General features: G+C 71.4%; 19 protein-coding genes. 4 read left to right on the plus strand and 15 right to left on the minus strand.

The window, feature by feature from the left end; genetic code table 11:
* The first annotated feature begins 64 nt into the window (after positions 1–64).
* From KO717_RS10515 to KO717_RS10525, 3 genes are all read left to right on the plus strand, one after another.
* On the plus strand, positions 65–328 hold the full coding sequence (locus KO717_RS10515) for a ferredoxin (RefSeq protein ID WP_301366213.1): 264 nt from the start codon (positions 65–67) through the stop codon (positions 326–328).
* Positions 325–1,728 (plus strand): NAD(P)/FAD-dependent oxidoreductase, encoded by a 1,404-nt coding sequence (locus tag KO717_RS10520; protein ID WP_301366214.1) that lies wholly within the window; start codon positions 325–327, stop codon positions 1,726–1,728. Before KO717_RS10515 ends, KO717_RS10520 begins: the two co-directional genes overlap by 4 nt.
* Positions 1,729–1,795: 67 nt before the next feature.
* Positions 1,796–3,043, plus strand: coding sequence for a cytochrome P450 (locus KO717_RS10525; protein WP_301366215.1), 1,248 nt, complete (start codon positions 1,796–1,798; stop codon positions 3,041–3,043).
* Here KO717_RS10525 and KO717_RS10530 read toward each other — a convergent pair.
* From KO717_RS10530 to rpsB, 9 genes are all read right to left on the minus strand, one after another.
* Positions 3,040–4,080, minus strand: coding sequence for an ABC transporter ATP-binding protein (locus KO717_RS10530; protein ID WP_301366217.1), 1,041 nt, complete (start codon positions 4,078–4,080; stop codon positions 3,040–3,042). The genes KO717_RS10525 and KO717_RS10530 overlap by 4 nt on opposite strands.
* Complete coding sequence (locus KO717_RS10535) at positions 4,080–5,696, minus strand: ABC transporter permease (protein ID WP_301374457.1); 1,617 nt, start codon at positions 5,694–5,696, stop codon at positions 4,080–4,082. Before KO717_RS10535 ends, KO717_RS10530 begins: the two co-directional genes overlap by 1 nt.
* A gap of 95 nt (positions 5,697–5,791) precedes the next feature.
* Positions 5,792–6,892 carry a thiamine ABC transporter substrate-binding protein gene (locus KO717_RS10540; RefSeq protein ID WP_301366219.1) on the minus strand — a complete coding sequence of 367 codons (1,101 nt, stop codon included), beginning with the start codon at positions 6,890–6,892 and terminating at the stop codon, positions 5,792–5,794.
* 251 nt (positions 6,893–7,143) lie between these two features.
* Complete coding sequence (gene rlmN, locus KO717_RS10545; RefSeq protein ID WP_301366221.1) at positions 7,144–8,259, minus strand: 23S rRNA (adenine(2503)-C(2))-methyltransferase RlmN; 1,116 nt, start codon at positions 8,257–8,259, stop codon at positions 7,144–7,146.
* Between the two features lie 167 nt (positions 8,260–8,426).
* Positions 8,427–9,503: a phosphatidate cytidylyltransferase gene (locus KO717_RS10550; protein ID WP_301366223.1), complete on the minus strand. Its 1,077-nt coding sequence runs from the start codon at positions 9,501–9,503 to the stop codon at positions 8,427–8,429.
* Entirely contained in the window at positions 9,503–10,060 is a 558-nt protein-coding gene (gene frr / locus KO717_RS10555; RefSeq protein WP_030016386.1) for a ribosome recycling factor, read from the minus strand. The genes KO717_RS10550 and frr overlap by 1 nt, the downstream gene beginning before the upstream one ends.
* A gap of 93 nt (positions 10,061–10,153) precedes the next feature.
* Positions 10,154–10,933 carry a UMP kinase gene (gene pyrH, locus KO717_RS10560; RefSeq protein ID WP_030016384.1) on the minus strand — a complete coding sequence of 260 codons (780 nt, stop codon included), beginning with the start codon at positions 10,931–10,933 and terminating at the stop codon, positions 10,154–10,156.
* 162 nt (positions 10,934–11,095) lie between these two features.
* A complete protein-coding gene (gene tsf, locus KO717_RS10565; RefSeq protein WP_301366227.1) occupies positions 11,096–11,932 on the minus strand; it encodes a translation elongation factor Ts in 837 nt (278 codons plus the stop codon).
* A 135-nt stretch (positions 11,933–12,067) separates the two neighbouring features.
* Positions 12,068–12,940 carry a 30S ribosomal protein S2 gene (gene rpsB, locus KO717_RS10570; protein WP_301366229.1) on the minus strand — a complete coding sequence of 291 codons (873 nt, stop codon included), beginning with the start codon at positions 12,938–12,940 and terminating at the stop codon, positions 12,068–12,070.
* A 249-nt stretch (positions 12,941–13,189) separates the two neighbouring features.
* Between rpsB and KO717_RS10575 the strand changes: the two genes are divergently transcribed.
* Positions 13,190–13,690, plus strand: coding sequence for a M23 family metallopeptidase (locus KO717_RS10575; RefSeq protein ID WP_301366231.1), 501 nt, complete (start codon positions 13,190–13,192; stop codon positions 13,688–13,690).
* An 83-nt stretch (positions 13,691–13,773) separates the two neighbouring features.
* Here KO717_RS10575 and KO717_RS10580 read toward each other — a convergent pair whose 3' ends face one another.
* From KO717_RS10580 to KO717_RS10605, 6 genes are all read right to left on the minus strand, one after another.
* Positions 13,774–14,331 carry a TetR/AcrR family transcriptional regulator gene (locus KO717_RS10580; protein ID WP_150262113.1) on the minus strand — a complete coding sequence of 186 codons (558 nt, stop codon included), beginning with the start codon at positions 14,329–14,331 and terminating at the stop codon, positions 13,774–13,776.
* Between the two features lie 52 nt (positions 14,332–14,383).
* Positions 14,384–15,220: an RNA polymerase sigma factor WhiG gene (gene whiG / locus KO717_RS10585; protein ID WP_030012408.1), complete on the minus strand. Its 837-nt coding sequence runs from the start codon at positions 15,218–15,220 to the stop codon at positions 14,384–14,386.
* A 209-nt stretch (positions 15,221–15,429) separates the two neighbouring features.
* Positions 15,430–16,605: a DNA-processing protein DprA gene (gene dprA, locus KO717_RS10590; RefSeq protein ID WP_301366233.1), complete on the minus strand. Its 1,176-nt coding sequence runs from the start codon at positions 16,603–16,605 to the stop codon at positions 15,430–15,432.
* Positions 16,602–18,236, minus strand: coding sequence for a YifB family Mg chelatase-like AAA ATPase (locus KO717_RS10595; RefSeq protein ID WP_301366235.1), 1,635 nt, complete (start codon positions 18,234–18,236; stop codon positions 16,602–16,604). The genes dprA and KO717_RS10595 overlap by 4 nt, the downstream gene beginning before the upstream one ends.
* The gene (locus KO717_RS10600; protein ID WP_301366237.1) at positions 18,236–18,607 is read right to left on the minus strand and encodes a YraN family protein; all 372 of its coding nucleotides are present in this window, start codon (positions 18,605–18,607) and stop codon (positions 18,236–18,238) included. The genes KO717_RS10595 and KO717_RS10600 overlap by 1 nt, the downstream gene beginning before the upstream one ends.
* Positions 18,608–18,732: 125 nt before the next feature.
* Positions 18,733–19,041: a DUF2469 domain-containing protein gene (locus KO717_RS10605; protein ID WP_005311352.1), complete on the minus strand. Its 309-nt coding sequence runs from the start codon at positions 19,039–19,041 to the stop codon at positions 18,733–18,735.
* Positions 19,042–19,094: the final 53 nt, after the last annotated feature.

Raw genomic sequence — 19,094 nt, forward strand, 5'->3', positions numbered from 1 at the left:
AGGGGAGGACCCGGGGGTTCGGGGGGTGACGGGGAGGAACGGCCGAGGGAAAGGCAGAACCGTCATGAGGCTTGTCGTCGACCTCAACCGCTGCCAGGGATACGCCCAGTGCGCTTTCCTCGCTCCCGATGTCTTCGCCATGCACGGCGACGAGTCGCTGCTCTACAACCCGCAGGCGGATCCGGAGCAGCGCGAGGACGTCATGCGTGCCGTGGCTGCCTGTCCGGTACAGGCCATCCTTCTGGAGATCACGGACGAGGACATGGCGAACATGGTGGCCCCGGACGCCGTGGCCGGCGCCGGATCTCCTTCCGGAGGCGCGCGGTGACCGGTGCAGGAACACACGACGGATCCCTGGAGCACCTCAAGCGCGAGGGCCGCATCGTCGTCGTCGGCGCGTCCCTGGCCGGTCTGCGGGCCGCCGAGACCATGCGCGAGAAGGGTTTCGCCGGTTCGCTCACGATGATCGGCGACGAACCGTACGAGCCGTACGACCGGCCCCCGCTGTCCAAGCAGGTCCTGCTGGGCAACGCGGTCGCCGACCACACCGCGCTCCCCCGCCGCCGGGCCATCGACGCCGACTGGCGCCTCGGGGTCCCGGCCACGGGCCTGGACATGGCCGGGCGCCGGGTCAGGCTCGGCAACGGCGACGAGGTCGAGTACGACCGGCTGCTGATCGCCACCGGCGTACGCGCCCGGCCCTGGCCCAATCCGGAGGAAGGCGCCCTCAAGGGTGTCTTCGTACTGCGCACCCGGGACGACGGCGAGGGGCTGCAACGGGCCCTGGCCGCCGGTCCCCGCCGGGTCCTGGTCATCGGAGCCGGTTTCACCGGGTCCGAGATCGCCTCCGCGTGCCGCGAGCGCGGCCTGGACGTCACCGTCGCCGAGCGGGGCGAGGCGCCGCTGGTCGGAGCGCTGGGCGGGGTGATCGGCGCGGTGGCCGCCGAGATGCACCGTGAGAACGGCGTCGACCTGCGCACCGGAATCATGGTGACCTCGCTGGAGGGTGACCCCTCCGGGCGGGTCCGCGCCGCGCACTTCTCCGACGGGTCCACCGTCGAGGCGGACGTGGTGGTCGTCTCGCTGGGCGCGCAGCGCAACACCGAGTGGCTCGCCGGCTCCGGGCTCGGTGCGGGCCCGCGGGGCATCGCCTGCGATGCGGGCTGCCGGGCCTTCGACGTCCGGGGCATCGTCACCGATGACATCTACGTGGCGGGTGACGTGGCACGTTCCCCGCACGCCCTGTTCGGCTACCAGTTCCTGTCGCTGGAGCACTGGGGCAACGCCGTCGCCCAGGCCGACACCGCCGCGCACAACATGCTCAGCGAGAGCGCCGACCGCCGCCCCCACCTGTGGGTTCCGGCGTTCTGGTCCTCCCAGTTCGGCGTGAACATCAAGTCGGTCGGGGTACCGCCGATGGGGACCGAGATCCTCATCACCCAGGGCTCGCTCGCCGAGCGCCGGTTCGCGGCCGTGTACGGGTACCAGGGGCGGCTGATCGCCGCCGTCACCTTCGACAACTGCCGGTGGCTGCCGTTCTACGAGCAGCAGATCGAGGCCACGGCGCCGTTCCCGCCGGAGTTCTCCACGGTGGACCGCAGGCCCGACGGAGCCAAGCCGCTGCCGGCCGACTTCCCGGACCCGTCCGTCCCCACCCACGGGCCGACCATCACGCTGAGCGGCTATTCACCGGCCGACAGGAAGATGACCTTCACTCCCGGAAGATGACCTTCGCCCCCGCGCACCACCGGCCGCGCCGCACCGCGCCCTCCCCCGAGGATCACGAGGACCTGTCATGACACAAGCCCTGTTGCGGGAGATCATCGACTACGCGAACCGTGCGAATCCGTACCCGCTGTACGAGGAACTCCGCAAGACGCCGGTGTCCCACGACGGGGACGGACCGTACGTCATCAGCACGTACTACGAGATCCACAGCCTCCTGCACGACCCGCGGATCAGCTCCGACGCCAAGAACCTGAAGGCGACCGGGGACGATCCGCTGGGGGGCCAGTCCGACGAGGAGGGGACCACGCTGCCCCCGTCCTTCCTCAAGCTCGACCCGCCCGACCACGACCGCCTGCGGCGGATGACGAACCGCCCCTTCGGGCCGCCGCACGCCCCTCACCGGGTGCACGACATGCGCGAGGAACTCGGCGGCCTCGTCTCCGGGCTCATCGACGGCATCGTGGAGACCGGACAGATGGACCGGATCGACCTGGTCGACCAGTTCGCGTACCCCTTCCCGGTCTCGGTCATCTGCCGGCTGCTCGGCATCCCCCGCGAGGACGAGCCCCGCTTCCACGTGTGGGCGGAGACCCTGGCCGCCAGCCTGGACCCCGACCCGGACGCGGACCCCACGCAGCACGGCAAGGGCGCGATGGACGCCCGCATGGAGCTGGGCATGTACCTGGCCGGGCTGATCGAGGAGCGCCGCAAGAAGCCGGGCGACGACATGCTGTCCCAGCTGGCGACGGCGGACGGTCCGGACGGTGCGATGACCACCATGGAGGCGCTCAGCACCTCCGCGCTGCTGCTGATCGCGGGCCACGAGACCACGGTCAACCTCATCACCAACGGGATGCTGACGCTGCTGCGCCACCCGGAGGTCCTCCAGCGGCTGCGCGACGATCCCGACCTGGCCGTCCCGATCGTCGAGGAGCTGCTGCGGTACGAGCCGCCGGTGCAGCTGCTGCCCCAGCGCACCACCCTGTCCGACGTCGAGGTCGCCGGTGTCACCATCCCCAAGGGCGCGTCCCTGTGGCTGATGCTGGCCTCCGGGAACCGCGACCCGAAGCGGTTCGAGGACCCCGACCGCTTCGACCCCGACCGCAAGGACATCCAGCACCTCGGCCTCGGCAGCGGGATCCACAGCTGCTTCGGGGCGCCGCTGGCCCGGCAGGAGGCCCAGCTGGCACTGAGCGAGCTGGCCCGCCGGCTGGAGAACCCCCGGCTGCTGGAGGACCCGCCCCAGTACCGGCAGAACGCGGTCCTGCGCGGCCCGCGCCACCTGCCGATCGCCTGCGACGGCATCCGTCCCTAGGGAGTGTCCTCTTCGGGCAGTACGACCACCTCGGCGGGGGTGAAGGTCACCTCGACCCGCTCCCCCACGGCCGGCGCCCCCGCCAGCCCGCACTCGGCCTCCAACACCGGTCCCGCCTCCGGCCGCAGCAGCAGCGCGACGTGCGTGCCGCGGAAGGTGCGGGAGACCACCTCGCAGCGCAGGCCCGCCGCGCAGAGCACGACGCCGGCCGGGCGGATCAGCAGCCGCTGCTCCCCCTCGGGGGATCCGGCCGGTACGGGGACCTTGCCCCACGCGGTGGCGGCCCGCGTGCCCGATACCACGGCCGGGACCACGTTCTCGAAGCCGAGGAACCGCGCCACGAACTCCGACGCGGGCCGCTGCCACACCTCCAGCGGGGTCCCGGCCTGCGCGATCCGGCCGTCCCGCATCACCACCACCCGGTCGGCCAGGGCGAACGCCTCGCCCTGGTCGTGCGTGACGGCCAGCACCGTCGTGCCCAGCCGGGAGAACAGCCCCCGCAGCTCCACCACGAGCCGCTCCCGCAGCCCCCGGTCCAGCTGCCCCAGCGGTTCGTCGAGCATCAGCAGCCGCGGCGACGGTGCCAGCGCCCGGGCCAGCGCCACCCGCTGCTGCTCGCCGCCCGACAGGGAGGCCACCGCCCGGCCCTGGGCCCCGGGGAGCCCGACCAGTTCCAGCAGTTGCGCGACCCGGTCCGCGGACGAGGCCCGTCCGGCTCCCCGCACGCGCAGGCCGAAGGAGACGTTCGCGCCGACGTCGCGGTGCGGGAAGAGCTGGTGGTCCTGGAACATCAGGCCCACGCCCCGCCGGTGCACCGGTACGCCCGCCTGGTCGGCCCCGCCCAGCAGCACCCGGCCGGCGGACACCTGCTGCAGTCCGGCGACGACCCGCAGCAGCGTGGACTTGCCGCTTCCGCTCGGCCCCAGCACGCACACCACCTCATGCTCGGCGACCGCGAGGTCCACGCCGTCCAGGGCGTACTGGGCCGCGCGCTCGCCGAAGCGGACCGACACCCCCTCCAGCTGAAGCAGTGTCATCAGAACTCTCCGGAGGTCTTGTCGGGCCGCAGTCGCTCCAGCAGCAGCAGGGACACCGCGCACACCAGCATCAGGATCGTGCTCAGGGCCATCGCCTGCCCGTAGTTCAGTTCTCCGGCCCGCCCCAGCAGCCGCGCCACGGCCACCGGCAGCGTCGGCCGGTCCGCCCGCGCGATGAACACGGTCGCGCCGAACTCCCCCAGCGACACCGCGAAGGCGAACCCGGCCGCGATCAGCAGCGCCCGCCGCACCAGCGGAAGGTCCACCTCCCGCCAGGCCCGCAGCGGCGACGCGCCGAGCACTGCGGCGGCCTCCCGCAGCCGCCCGTCCACCGCGCGCAGCACCGGCAGCATGGTCCGTACGACGAAGGGCACGCCCACCAGGGCCTGCGCCAGCGGCACCAGGATCCACGAGGTCCGCAGGTCCAGCGGCGGCTTGTCCAGGGTGATCAGGAAACCGAAGCCCACGGTCACCGCGGACACCCCGAGCGGGAGCATCAGCAGCGCGTCGAAGCCGCGTACGAAGCGGCCCCCGCGCCGGGTCAGCGCCGCGGCCGCGAGTCCCCCGATGACCAGGGCGATCGCGGTGGCGGCGAGCGCGTACTGCAGGGAGTTCCAGATCGCCTCCAGCGGCGCGACCAGGAAGGTCCCGCCACCGGCGCCCGCGTCCTGCAGGGCCCGGTAGTAGCCGAGGCCGTAGCCGCCGGGGGTGTCGAAGGACCGCTCGACCAGCACGCCCAGCGGCGCCGCGATCAGCAGCGCGACGGTCAGCAGCACGCCGCCCAGCAGGGTGCGCTGCGCCCAGCCGCGCGGCCGGTGCGTGGTGCGGCCCGGATCGACCAGCCGCAGCGCGGTCTCGCGCTTGCGGACGGTCCAGGCGTGCACGGCGAGGATCGCGCCGATCGCGGCGAACTGCACCATCGTCAGGACGGCCGCCGTCGGCAGGTCCAGAAGCTGCGCGGTCTGCCGGTAGACCTCCACCTCCAGGGTGGAGTACGACGGTCCGCCGAGGATCAGTACGACGCCGAAGGAGCTGAAGGTGAACAGGAACACCATCAGCGAGGCGGCGGCCACCGACGGGGCGAGCGCGGGCAGCGTCACGCGCCGCCAGGCGGCGAACCGTCCGGCGCCCAGCACCCGGGCGGCCTCTTCCTGGCGCGGGTCCAGCTGGGCCCACAGCCCGCCGACCGTGCGGACGACGACGGCGTAGTTGAAGAAGACGTGTGCGAGCAGGATCGCCCAGACGGTGGTGTCGAGCCGGACGCCCGCCAGTTCGTCCAGCAGACCGCCCCGCCCCAGCAGCGCGAGGAAGGCGGTGCCGACCACCACGGTCGGCAGCACGAAGGGAACGGTCACGACGGCGCGCAGCAGCTGCTTGCCCGGGAACTCGAAGCGCGCGAAGACGTACGCGGCGGGGAGCGCGATCAGCAGGGTGAGGAGGGTCGAGGCGAACGCCTGCCAGGTGGTGAACCACAGCACGTCGGCGATGTCGGGCCGGGCCAGCACCTCCGCGAAGCGGCCGAACTGCCACCCTTCGTCGGTCTTCAGGCCGCGCCCGACGATCGCGGCGACGGGGTAGGCGAAGAACAGCCCGAAGAAGGCGAGGGGGACGGCCATCAGGGCGAGCCGCACGGCGGTCGCCCGCGCCCCCTCACGGGGGCCGGAGCCCGGCGCGGCGTCCCCCGACGCCACGCCCGGCTCCTTGGTACCGCTTACTTCACGACGAGCGCGGTCCATGCCTTGACCCACTGCTCACGGTTCTTGGCGATGGTCTCGGGAGCCACGTTCTCCGGCTTCTCGACCACCACACCGTGCTTGGTGAACAGCTCCGGCAGGACGGCGTCCTTCGTCACGGGGTTCACGAACATCTGGAGCGGCATGTCCTCCTGGAACTTCTTGCTGACCAGGAAGTCCACGAGGGCCTTGCCGCCCTCCTCGTTCTTGGCGCCCTTGAGCAGACCCGCGAACTCGATCTGGCGGAAGCAGGTGCCGGTGGAGACGCCCGTGGGGGCCTCGGCCGGCTGCGGCTCGCCGTACAGGACCTCGACCGGCGGGCTGGAGGCGTAGGAGACGACCAGCGGGCGGTCGCCCTTGGCCTTCTTGCCGCCCGCGGAGCCGGAGAAGCGCTCGTTGTAGGCCTGCTCCCAGCCGTCGACGACCTCGACGCCGTTGGCCTTCAGCTTGCTCCAGTAGTCCTTCCAGCCGTCCTCGCCGTACTTGCCGACGGAGGCGAGCAGGAAGCCGAGACCGGGCGAGGAGGTCGCGGCGTTCTCGGTGACCAGGAGGTTCTTGTACTCCGGCTTGGTCAGGTCGTCCAGCGTCTGCGGCGGGGCGATCTTCTTCTCGGCGAAGTACGCCTTGTCGTAGTTGACGCAGATGTCGCCGGAGTCGATCGGGGTGACCCGGTGCTCCTTGTCGAGCACGTACTCGGGCTTCACGTCGGCGAGGCCCTTGGCCTCGTACGGGGTGAAGATGCCGTTGTCGAGGGCGCGCGAGAGGAGGGTGTTGTCCACGCCGAAGAAGACGTCGCCGCGCGGGGAGCCCTTGGTGAGGATCTCCTGGTTCAGCGCCGCGCCCGCGTCCCCGGACTTCAGGACCTTGACCGTGTAGCCGCTCTGCTGCTCGAACTCCTTGAGGACCGCCTCGGTCACGTTGAAGGAGTCGTGGGAGACGAGCGTGACGGTCTTGGACTTCGGGGCGCCGCTCGCCTCCGCGGTCTTGTCCTCGGCGTCGCCGCCGCCGCAGGCGCTGAGCGTGGTGACGCCCAGCGCGGCCGCGAGCGCGACGCCCGCCAGCTTCTTGGTGGTGCTCATCGGTGAATTCCTCCTGGGATGTCCAGGAGAAGACGCGGCCCTGCCCGGCGCTGCGAGAGCGGACGCCGGGCAGGGCGCAACAGCAAGAGTGGTGACCGAACTTCCTACCCCGAATGACCGGGGCGAGGTTCAGAGGGTCTGCGGATGACGGATACCGCACTCTCAGCGCTGTGGCGCTCCCCTGTCGGAATATGAAATTGGTTCGGCCACAGGGTACCCCGTGGCCGAATCGCGTCGAACAGAAGCGGAATCTAGCGCTCCGAGGCAGCCAGCTGGCCGCACGCGCCGTCGATCTCCTGGCCCCGGGTGTCCCGTACGGTCACCGGCACGCCGTGGCGGGCGATGGCCTCCACGAAGGCCTTCTCGTCCTCGGGACGCGAGGCGGTCCACTTGGAGCCCGGCGTCGGGTTGAGCGGGATCAGGTTGACGTGCACCCGCTTGCCCTTGAGCAGCTTGCCCAGGAGGTCACCGCGCCAGGCCTGGTCGTTGATGTCTCGGATCAGGGCGTACTCGATCGAGATCCGGCGTCCGGACTTCTCGGCGTACTCCCAGGCCGCGCCGAGCACCTCGCGGACGTTCCAGCGGGTGTTCACGGGGACGAGGGTGTCGCGCAGCTCGTCGTCCGGCGCGTGCAGCGAGACGGCCAGACGGCACTTGAAGCCCTCGTCGGCGAAGCGCAGCATGGCCGGGACCAGGCCGACGGTGGAGACGGTGATACCGCGCTGCGACAGACCCAGGCCGTCGGGCTCCGGGTCGGTGAGCCGGCGGATGGCGCCGACCACGCGGTTGTAGTTGGCGAGCGGCTCGCCCATGCCCATGAAGACGATGTTCGACAGGCGTGCCGGACCGCCGGGGACCTCGCCGTCACGCAGCGCGCGCATGCCGTCGACGATCTGGTGCACGATCTCGGCGGTGGACAGGTTGCGGTCCAGGCCCGCCTGGCCGGTGGCGCAGAACGGACAGTTCATGCCGCAGCCGGCCTGCGAGGAGATGCACATGGTGACCCGGTCGGGGTAGCGCATCAGCACGGACTCGACGAGCGTGCCGTCGTGCAGCTTCCACAGGGTCTTGCGGGTGGTGTCGTCGTCGCACGAGATGTGCCGGATGACGCTCATCAGGTCCGGCAGCAGCTCCTGCTGGAGCTTCTCCCGCGAGCCGGCCGGGATGTCGGTCCACTCGGCCGGGTCGTGCGCGTACCGGGCGAAGTAGTGCTGGGAGAGCTGCTTGGCCCGGAACGGCTTCTCGCCGATCGCGGCGACCGCCTCGCGGCGCTCGGCCGGGGTCAGGTCGGCAAGGTGCCGGGGCGGCTTCTTGGCCCCGCGAGGGGCGACAAAAGTAAGCTCACCCGGAACAGGACGGGGGGCCATGAGTGGTACTCCTCAAGTCTGACGAACCCTGGGCGGGCGATCTCCGCACGCGAGCGGAGTCGACGTGATGGCACGCCCGGTGCCCGGAGAGCTCACGGGTCCATCCCGTAGAAACGGGAAAGCGCACCACCTGTGAGTGGCGCGCTTTCCAGGATAACCCGGACGGGTCAGCCGGTGCCGACGAAGGCCGCCAGCAGCAGCCACACCACGGGGGCCGTCGGGAGCAGGGAGTCCAGCCGGTCCATGATGCCGCCGTGTCCCGGCAGCAGGGTGCCCATGTCCTTGATGCCCAGGTCCCGCTTGATCATCGACTCGCCCAGGTCGCCCAGGGTGGCGCTGACCGCGACCGCGAGGCCCAGCAGCAGGCCCTGCCACCAGGAACCGCCGTCGATCAGGAACTCCATGCACAGCGCGCCGGCCGCCATCGCGAAGGCCACCGCGCCGAACAGTCCCTCGCGGGTCTTGCCGGGGCTGATGCGCGGCGCGAGCTTGGTCTTGCCGAAGCGCCAGCCGACCGCGTAGGCCCCGGTGTCGCTGACCACGGTCAGGAGCAGGAAGGTGATCACGCGCTCGGGGCCGTCGTCGGCGGTGAGGAGCATCGCGACGAAGGTGGCCAGGAAGGGCACGTAGAACGCCGCGAAGGCGCCCGCCGTGACGTCCTTGAGGTAGTCCTCGGGTGGTTCGGTCATCCGCCACACCAGGACCGCCAGCACGGTCAGGGCCATGGCGACCCAGGCACCCTCGGCCCCCCGGACGTATCCGGCGATGACCATGGCGGCGCCGCCGACCGCGAGCGGGACCAGCGGGGCCTTGATGCCCTTCTGCTCCTGCAGCCGGGAGGTGAGCTCCCACAGGCCGACGACGACCGCGACGACGATGACGCCGACGAAGACGGCCTTGACGATCAGCAGCGAGGCGAAGATCACCGCGCCGAGACCCACGCCCACCCCTATGGCGGCCCGCAGATCCCGGCCCGCGCGCTTCTTCGGCGGCGGGGGCGAGGCGTCCTGCGGCTGCTGGGCATGCGGAGGCGGGGGGCTGGGCATGGGCTCCTGCGGCGGCGTATCGGCGCGGAAGAGGGGGCCGCTGTCGGCGGCGACCCCCCGATCGCGTGCTTCCCGGTCGTCGAAGTCACGGCCGGCGGCATCGGGCACGATGGGCATGGGCCGAGTGTGCGGGCCCACCTGCGCATCGTATGCGGGACCCGCCGGAACCGGCTCCGGCTGCCAGGAAGTGTCGTTCATCAGACTTCGAGGAGCTCGGCTTCCTTGTGCTTCAGGAGCTCGTCCACCTGCGCGACGTACTTCGCGGTGGTGTCGTCGAGCTCCTTCTCCGCGCGGCGCACCTCGTCCTCGCCGGCCTCCTTGTCCTTGACCAGCTTGTCAAGGGCGTCCTTGGCCTTGCGGCGGACGGCGCGGAGCGAGATCTTCGAGTCCTCGGCCTTGGTGCGCGCGACCTTGATGTACTCCTTGCGGCGGTCCTGCGTCAGCTCGGGGAAGGTCACCCGGATGATGCTGCCGTCGTTGCTCGGGTTGACACCGAGGTCGGAGTCGCGGATGGCCTGCTCGATGTTGCGCAGGGCGCTCTTGTCGAACGGGGTCACGATCGCCATGCGCGGCTCGGGCACCGAGAAGGAGGCGAGCTGGTTGATGGGCGTGATGGCGCCGTAGTACTCCGCCACGATCTTGTTGAACATCGCCGGGTGCGCACGACCGGTGCGAATCGCGGCGAAGTCTTCCTTGGCGACGACGACGGCCTTTTCCATCTTCTCCTCGGCCTCGAGGAGGATCTCTTCGGTCACCACGTGCTCCTGCATGTCAGATATGGATGGTTCAGGCGGGCGGGCGGGGCCGGCGAGCCGGCCTGCGGCTCGCTCGGTCCGGCAGCGGACTGCTCAGGCCCGGGTTTCCTGGTCGCTCACGAGCGTGCCGATCTTCTCACCCTTGACGGCGCGGGCGATATTGCCCTCGGCCAGGAGCTCGAAAACAAGGATCGGCAGCTTGTTGTCGCGGCAGAGCGTGATCGCGGTGGCGTCGGCGACCTTGAGGTCGCGGGAGAGGACCTCGCTGTACTCCAGCGCGTCGAACTTCACCGCGTCCGGGTTCTTCTTCGGGTCGGAGTCGTAGACCCCGTCGACACCGTTCTTGCCCATGAGCAGGGCCTCGGCGTCGATCTCCAGGGCGCGCTGGGCGGCCGTGGTGTCGGTGGAGAAGTAGGGCATGCCCATGCCGGCGCCGAAGATGACGACGCGGCCCTTCTCCAGGTGCCGCACGGCACGCAGCGGGATGTACGGCTCCGCCACCTGGCCCATGGTGATGGCGGTCTGCACGCGGGAGTCGATGCCCTCCTTCTCCAGGAAGTCCTGGAGCGCGAGGCAGTTCATGACGGTACCGAGCATGCCCATGTAGTCGGACCGGGCCCGGTCCATGCCGCGCTGCTGGAGTTCGGCGCCGCGGAAGAAGTTGCCGCCGCCGATCACGACGGCGATCTCCGCGCCGTCGCGGACCACCGCGGCGATCTCACGCGCGATGGCGTGGACGACGTCGGGGTCGACGCCCAGTCCTCCGCCACCGGAGAAGGCCTCGCCCGACAGCTTCAGCATGAAGCGGCGGCCCTTCTTGTCCTGGTCGCTCTTGTCGTCGGATGCGGTGTGGGGGTCCACGCCCTGATTCATGGAGATCTCCTCGTGCACATACGAAGAAGGCCATTGCCGGTGGGTCCTTGCGGTTCCCTCTACGGCAATGGCCTCCTCGTCAGATCTGCGGTCGCCTCGCGCAAGCGCGGACGACTGCCTCAGACCCTACCGGGGTCCGGTGTCCGTCGCGTACGGACGGACTCAGATGCCGACCTTGATGCGGGTGAAGCGCTTCAGGGTGACACCGGCCTCGTCCAGAACCTTCTGGACGGACTTCTTGTTGTCCAGGGCGTAGGCCTGGCCGAGCAGCGTGGCGTCCTTGAAGAAGCCGTTGACGCGACCCTCGACGATCTTCGCGATGGCAGCCTCGGGCTTGCCCTCCGCGCGGGTGACCTCTTCGGCGATGCGACGCTCGGACTCGACCTTCTCGGCCGGGACGTCCTCGGCGGACAGCCACTGCGGGGCGAACGCGGCGATGTGCTGCGCGACGCCGCGGGCGACCTCGGCGTTCTCCTTGTCGAGCTCGACCAGGACGCCGATCTGGAACGGCAGGTCGGGCATCGTGCGGTGCATGTACGCGGTCACGTAGCCGCCGCTGAACTGCGCGAAGCGGTCCAGGACGATCTTCTCGCCGAGGTTGGCGTTGGCCTCGTCGACGAAAGCGGTGACGGTCTTGCCGGGCTCGATCTCGGACGCGAGCAGCGCCTCGATGTCGGCCGGGGAGGTGGCGGCCACGTGGGCGGCCAGCTGGTTGGCGACGGCCAGGAACTTCTCGCCCTTGGCGACGAAGTCGGTCTCGCACTTCAGCTCGACGATGACACCGGAGGTGTTGTCGTCGGCGATGAGGGAGACGACCGCACCGTTCTCGGCAGAACGGCCCTCGCGCTTGGCGACGCCCTTCTGACCCTTGATGCGGAGCGCTTCCTGGGCCTTGTCGACGTCACCGTCGGCGTCCACGAGCGCGTTCTTGCAGTCCAGCATGCCGGCGCCGGTGAGCTCGCGGAGCTTCTTGACGTCAGCGGCGGTGTAGTTCGCCATGAGTCTGTGATTCTCTCTCGAAGTCGTAGATCTACGGGTGAACGGCGGAGGCGCCGCGCTTTTGGCGCGGCTCCCCCGCCGTCATCGTCCGTACTGCGAGTGCCCGGCGGGTGAACGCCGGGCGCTCTCAGTGGGTCAGGCCTGCTCGGCGTCGGCGGCCGGGGCCTCGACAGCCTCGGCGGCCGGGGCAGCGGCCTCGGCCGGGGCGGCCTCGGCGTCGTCGGCCTTCTTCTCGCCCTCGAGCAGGTCGCGCTCCCACTCGGCGAGCGGCTCGGCGGCGGCCTTCTCGCCCGGCTTCGAGTCACCGGTCGCAGCGCCGGAGCGGGCGATGAGGCCCTCGGCGACGGCGTCGGCGATCACGCGGGTGAGCAGGGTGACGGAACGGATCGCGTCGTCGTTGCCCGGGATCTTGTAGTCGACCTCGTCGGGGTCGCAGTTGGTGTCGAGGATCGCGACGACCGGGATGTGGAGCTTGCGCGCCTCACCGACGGCGATGTGCTCCTTCTTGGTGTCGACGATCCAGACGGCGCTGGGGACCTTCGACATCTCGCGGATACCACCGAGGGTCTTCTCCAGCTTGGTCTTCTCGCGGGAGAGGACCAGGAGCTCCTTCTTGGTGAGACCCGAGGCGGCGACGTCCTCGAAGTCGATCGCCTCAAGCTCCTTCAGACGCTGAAGGCGCTTGTAGACGGTGGAGAAGTTGGTGAGCATGCCACCCAGCCAGCGCTGGTTGACGTACGGCATACCAACGCGCGTCGCCTGCTCGGCGATGGCCTCCTGGGCCTGCTTCTTGGTACCGACGAACATGATGGAGCCACCGTGCGCGACGGTCTCCTTCACGAACTCGTAGGCGCGGTCGATGTACGACAGCGACTGCAGCAGGTCGATGATGTAGATGCCGTTGCGCTCCGTGAAGATGAAGCGCTTCATCTTCGGGTTCCAACGGCGGGTCTGGTGACCGAAGTGGACGCCGCTTTCCAGCAGCTCCCGCATCGTGACGACGGCCATGGCCATCTCCTTGGTTTCTCGGTTTGGTTCCTGACGCCCCACCGCGCCCTGCCCCCATGAGGGACCGAGAGACGCTGTCACCTGGCTGTTTCAGCCTGGCGCCGGGGCGTGCGAAGTCGACCCGGTGACCCGGATCGCCACAAGAAGTGTACGGGACCCGGCGGTATGCCGGGTGACGCCGTTGTCCACAACGGCGCGGCCGTCCACAGGCCGGGGCGGCGGTCCGGCTGGCGCGGGACGCTGAGGTCCATGACGACCTTGCTGCTCAGCCTGCTCCTGGCCCTGGCCCAGCCGGCCCTTCCCGGGGTCCGCCCGCTGCCCGCCCCGCTGTCGGTGGCCCGCTGGTGGGACCCGCCGCCGACCCCTTACGCGGCCGGTCACCGCGGTGTGGACCTGTCCGCGCCGGTGGGCGCGGAGGTCCGGGCGGTCGCGGCCGGCCAGGTCCACTACGCCGGGCTCGTCGCCGGGCGCGGAGTTCTCTCGCTGGCCCTGCCGAACGGGCTGCGCACCACCTACGAGCCGGTCCGGCCCCTGGTCACGGAGGGCGAGCAGGTCGCGGCAGGCCAGGTGGTGGCGGTCCTGACGGAGGGCTCCCACTGCCCGCAGCCCTGCCTCCACTGGGGCCTCCTGTCAGGCGAGACGTACCTCAACCCGCTCACCCTCACCCCCCACGCAACCCCCCGCCTCCTGCCACATGCAGCCCCGCCGGCGTTTGAGGCGCGGGGTCCGGGGCGGAGCCCCGATCCTTGAGCCACACAGGCACACCCGGCGGGAGCGAGATCCAGCCTCGGCAGCGTTTGAGGCGCGGGGTCCGGGGGCGGAGCCCCGGGGCCTCAGCCGCGCACGCCCCGCAAGGCCATGGCCACGGCCGCCTCCGTCACGACGGCGGGATCCTCGGCCGCGCCCAGCTCGATCCGCCGCACGGCGGCGTCCACGACCCCCTGCAACAGCATCGCGGCCAGTCGCGGCTCCGCGTGCCCCAGGGAGCTCAGCGCCTCGACGATCATCGCCACGAGACCGCCGTGGGCCGCGCGGATCTTCTCGCGGGCCCCCGCGTCGAGCTCGCTGGCCGAGATGGCCACGACCGCCCGGTGCCGCCGGTCGCCCACCAGCCCCAACTGGCTGCGCACATAGGCCTCGATCTTCTCCTCCGGCGACGGGGCCTGTTCCATCGCCGCTTCGATCTCGGCGGCCCACACGGGGAAGTCCACGGCGCACAGTTCTTCGACCACGGCGGCGCGGGAGCGGAAGTACTCGTACACGGAGGACCGGGCGAGCCCGGTGCGCTCCGCGAGGGCGGGGAAGGTCAGCGCCTCCGTCCCGCCTTCGGACAGCAGGGACCGCGCAGCGTCCAAGAGGGCGCCGCGCTGCATCGACCGGTGCTCGGCCACGGAGGCCGCTCGAATCCTGGGCACGCATCCACTCTACGGAGGTGGCGCAAGCTCACCTCCCCACATCTGCCAACTTTGCGCGCAACTGCAGGACGGACTTGGTGTGGATCTGGCTGACCCGGCTCTCGGTGACGCCGAGGACATTGCCGATCTCGGCCAGCGTGAGGCCCTCGTAGTAGTAGAGGGTCACCACGGTCTTCTCCCGCTCGGGCAGCGTGTTGATGGCCCGCGCCAGCAGGCGCCGCAGCTCGCGGTCCTCGGCCACCGCCACCGGGTTGTCGGCGGCGGTGTCCTCCAGGGTGTCCATCAGCGAGAGGCGGTCGCCGCCCTCCCCGCCGACGTGCAGCAGCTCCTCCAGGGCGACCACGTTGGCCAGCGACAACTGGCTGAAGACGGTGTGGAGATCCTCCACACCGATCCCCATCTCCCCGGCGACCTCGCTCTCGGTCGGGGTGCGCCGCAGCTGGGCCTCCAGCGTGGCGTAGGCCCGTTCCACGGCGCGCGCCTTCTGCCGGACCGAGCGCGGGATCCAGTCCAGCGCCCGCAGCTCGTCGATCATCGCGCCGCGGATCCGGGTGATCGCGTACGTCTCGAACTTGATCGACCGGTCGATGTCGAACTTCTCGATGGCGTCGATCAGCCCGAAGACCCCGGAGGAGACGAAGTCGGCCTGCTCCACGTTGGGCGGCAGGCCCACGCTGACGCGGCCGGCCACGTACTTGACCAGGGGCGAGTAGTGCAGGATCAGCTGCTCCCGCAGCCGCTCGTCACCCGATTCCTTGTACGAGCGCCACAGCACCTCCAGGGACGAGGGCGCGGTGGACCGCACGCTGCCTCGGGCAGCGGGGGGCACCGCAGCGCGGTCGGACCCTGAGGTGTGCTGGGGCATGCTTCGCCTTTGCCGGAGCCGGATTCCTTGGGAGCGTAGCGTGACGGGATTGTCGCGGTGCGCGAAGAGTACGGGATGGCGCGGGGGCCGGGAGGCGCCCGGACTCGCGCGGGCGCCCCGGGACCGGCGCCTGGCGCTCGGTCCCGGCGACCGCCACCGGGAAGACCGCGTCTCTCATCGGTTTCACTCTTTCACCGGAACACCCCAGGTCAACGACCGCCTCGCCGGGCAGCGCCGGTTTGTGTGCCTCCTCCAGCCGTTTGTCTGCTCAACTGCCAGCCGTCGCCCTGCCGTTCGACGAACCCCAGAGAGTGAAGTTCGTACAGTCTGCCGATGACTTCATCGACGCCGGTGCCGGAGGCAAGTGCCAGCTCGGCCACGCCCGCCGGGCGGCCGGCGGGCAGCGCTTCGAGCACACGGGCGGTGTCCGGGTCGAGCAGGTCCCGGGCGAGCACCGGACCGCGCCGCTCGGGAGCCAGCTCGCCCATGGCCCCGACCAGCTCGACCACCTCGGCCGCGTCGGTGACGACCACGGCCTCGCCCCGCAGCAGCTCGTGCACCCCGGCGGAGAGCCCGCTGGTGGCGGGTCCGGGGACGCCCATCGTGAAGCGTCCCAGGCGCTGCGCCCGCCGGGCCGTGACCAGGGAACCGCTGCGGTGCGCGGCCTCCACGACGACCGTGCCCCGGGTGAGGGCGGCGATGACCCGGTTGCGCAGGACGAACCGGCTGCGTGTCGGGTGGCTGCCCGGTGGCAGCTCCCCGAGGATCAGGCCCTGCCCGGCGATCCGGCCGAGCAGCCCGGCGTGTCCGCGCGGGTAGGCGACGTCCACCCCGCAGGCCAGCACCGCCGCGGTCGCGCCGCCCGAGGCGAGGGCGCCCCGGTGGGCGGATCCGTCGATCCCGAACGCCGCGCCGGACACCACGACCCAGCCCCGCTCGGCGAGTCCGGCGGCCAGGGTCTGGGCCATGTGCGCGCCGTACGGGGTGCAGGCGCGGGCCCCGACCACGGAGACCGAACGCAGCGCCCAGGTCCGCAGGTTCGGCCGGCCCCGCAGCCACAGCCCGACGGGCCTCTCGTCGCCCAGGTCGTCGAGCTGGGTCGGCCACTCGGCCGACCCCGGGTGGACGAACCGGCCCCCCGCCCCGGCAACATCGGCGAGGTCCCGCCCGGGATCGGCCAGCGCGGCCCGTCTGCGGTATCCGGCGAGCCGCTCGGGTCCCACGCCGGACGGAGTGTCCGGCTCTGCCCCCGGATCGGTCAGCAGCCGTATCAGCCGCACCGCGCCGAACTCGCGCAGCCACCGACCGCCGTGCGCGTCGCCGGGCTCCAGCACCCGGGTGAGCGCAGCCCGCGCCAGCAGTTCCGCGTCCCCGGAGCCGGTCATGACCCGGCCCCGGGCAGCGACATCGCCCCGCGGGCGATCCCGGTCCGCAGCTCCAGCGCCACGGCCACGTCCAGCGCCTCGGGCCGGTCCCGCCCCCGCAGGTCGGCCACGGTCCAGGCGACCCGCAGCACCCGGTCCAGCCCGCGCGCGGTGAGCAGTCCCCGTTCCAGATCGCGCTCGGCGGGGGCCAGTGCGCCGGGCCCGGCCTGCCACCGGGTGCGCAGTTCCTGCCCGGGCACTTCGGAGTTGAGCCGCCACGGCGTGTCGGCGAGCCGGGCCGCGGCCCGCTCCCGGGCCTGACGCACCCGGTCGGCGACCACCGAGGTGGATTCCCCGCGGCCGCCCTGCCCCAGCAGGTCGCAGCGGGTCACCGGCTCGACCTCCACCCTCAGGTCCACCCGGTCCAGCAACGGCCCGGACAGCCGCGCCTGGTAACGCCGGATCACCGAAGGCGGACATTCGCAGCCGGCTCCGTGCAGGGTGTGGCGCCCGCACGGGCACGGGTTTGCGGCGAGCACCATCAGGAACCTGGCGGGCAGCCTTACCACTCCGGCGGCTCGGGCGATGACCACGTGTCCCGATTCGAGGGGCTGCCGCAGCGCGTCGAGCGCCCGGCTGTGGAACTCCGCGGCCTCGTCCAGGAAGAGAACGCCTCGATGGGCCAGGGAGACCGCCCCGGGCCTGGGGATCCCGGTCCCGCCGCCCACCAGGGACTGCATGGTCGCCGAATGGTGCGGCGCGCAGTAGGGCGGTCTGGCGACCAGTGGTTCGCCGGGCGGGAGGATTCCCGCGACCGAGTGGACGGCCGTGACCTCCACGGAATCCTGACGGGTGAGCGGCGGCAGGAGCCAGGGCAGCCGCTCGGCGAGCATGGTCTTGCCCGCTCCGGGCGGTCCGCTGAGGAAGAGGTGGTGTCCTCCGGCGGCGGCCACCTCCAGGGCGCGGCGCGCCGTGTGCTGCCCGGCCACGTCCGCGAGGTCGGGAAAGTCCGTGCCGTCCTCCCGGCCGGGCCGGCCCCGGGCGAGGCCCGTGCCCAGCCCCGCCCCCGGGACGAGCAGTCCGGCCAGCATCGGGTCCGGCCTGCCGGGCGGGTCGCAGGGTTCCTCCTCGGGGACCTCCCCGCCGGTCAGGACCGCGATGAGCTGGCGCAGGCTGCGTACCCCGAGGACCGAGACGTCCGGTACGAGCGCGGCCTCGGCCGCGCACTGCTGCGGCACCACCACCTGCCGGTAGCCGGCCTCCGCCGCGGCGAGGACCGCGGGCAGGATCCCGCGGACCGGGCGCACCCGGCCGTCCAGCCCCAGTTCCCCGATCAGGACGAGGTCGGCGATCGCGCCCGGGTCGACCACTTCGGCGGCCCCGAGCACGGCCGCCGCGACGGCCAGGTCGAAGCCGGCGCCCGATTTCGGTACGGAGGCCGGGCTCAGTCCGACCGTGAGCTTCTTCTGCGGCCAGGCCGCTCCCGAGTTGACCACGGCCGCCCGCACCCGGTCCCGGCTCTCGACCAGGGTCTTGTCCGGCAGCCCCACCAGGGTGAAGGCGGCCACGCCGGGTTCCAGGTCGGCCTGTACCTCGACCACCACGCCGTCGACGCCGACCAGGGCCACCGAGCAGGCCCGCGCGAACCCCATCAGGCCACCCCCCTGACGTGTTCCACCTGCGGGGCGCCGCGCCGCGGCAGCAGGACCCCGACGAGGTCGATGCGCACCCCGCCCGGGGGCGGTCCGCCGTGGTCGGCGAGCCAGCGCCCGGCGAGCGTGCGCAGGCGCTCGGCCTTCGCGGGCCGTACGGCGGCCATGGGATGCTCGAACTCACCCGCCCGGCGGGTCTTGACCTCGCACACGACGACGGCGTCCCCGTCCCGGGCGACGATGTCGATCTCGCCGCCGCGGCACCGCCAGTTCCGCGCGATCACGGTCATCCCGGCTTCGGTCAGCCGCCGTGCCGCGAGTTCCTCGCCGTACCGCCCCAATGCCTGCTGTGCCACGCACTTCGCGTTCATCCGGCACCACCTCCGGCACCGACGGTCCCGCACCCCCGCCCACCTCGTGGATCTTGGTGGACGGTCCGGCGAATGTGGAAAACCGCCTCACCCTTGCGGGTGAGGCGGCCTCGCCGGTGCCGGGCTCAGCTGCCGGGCAGTTCGAGATCGCTCTTGTTGAGCTCCTCGATGTTCACGTCCTTGAAGGTCAGCACCCGCACCTGCTTCACGAAGCGGGCCGGCCGGTACATGTCCCAGACCCAGGCGTCGGCCATGGAGACCTCGAAGAAGACCTCCCCCTGAACCGAATGCACCTGCATCTCGTAGTCGTTCGTGAGGTAGAAACGGCGTTCCGTCTCGATCACATACTTGAACAGCCCGACGACGTCGCGGTACTCCCGATAGAGCTTCAGCTCCATCTCGGTCTCGTACTTTTCGAGGTCCTCGGCACTCATGGCATGTTCCCCTTCAGCCGTGCGTCCCCCTATTGTGCGCCAGGCCCCTGCGC

This window comes from Streptomyces xanthophaeus, from assembly GCF_030440515.1.
Lineage (GTDB): Bacteria > Actinomycetota > Actinomycetes > Streptomycetales > Streptomycetaceae > Streptomyces > Streptomyces kutzneri.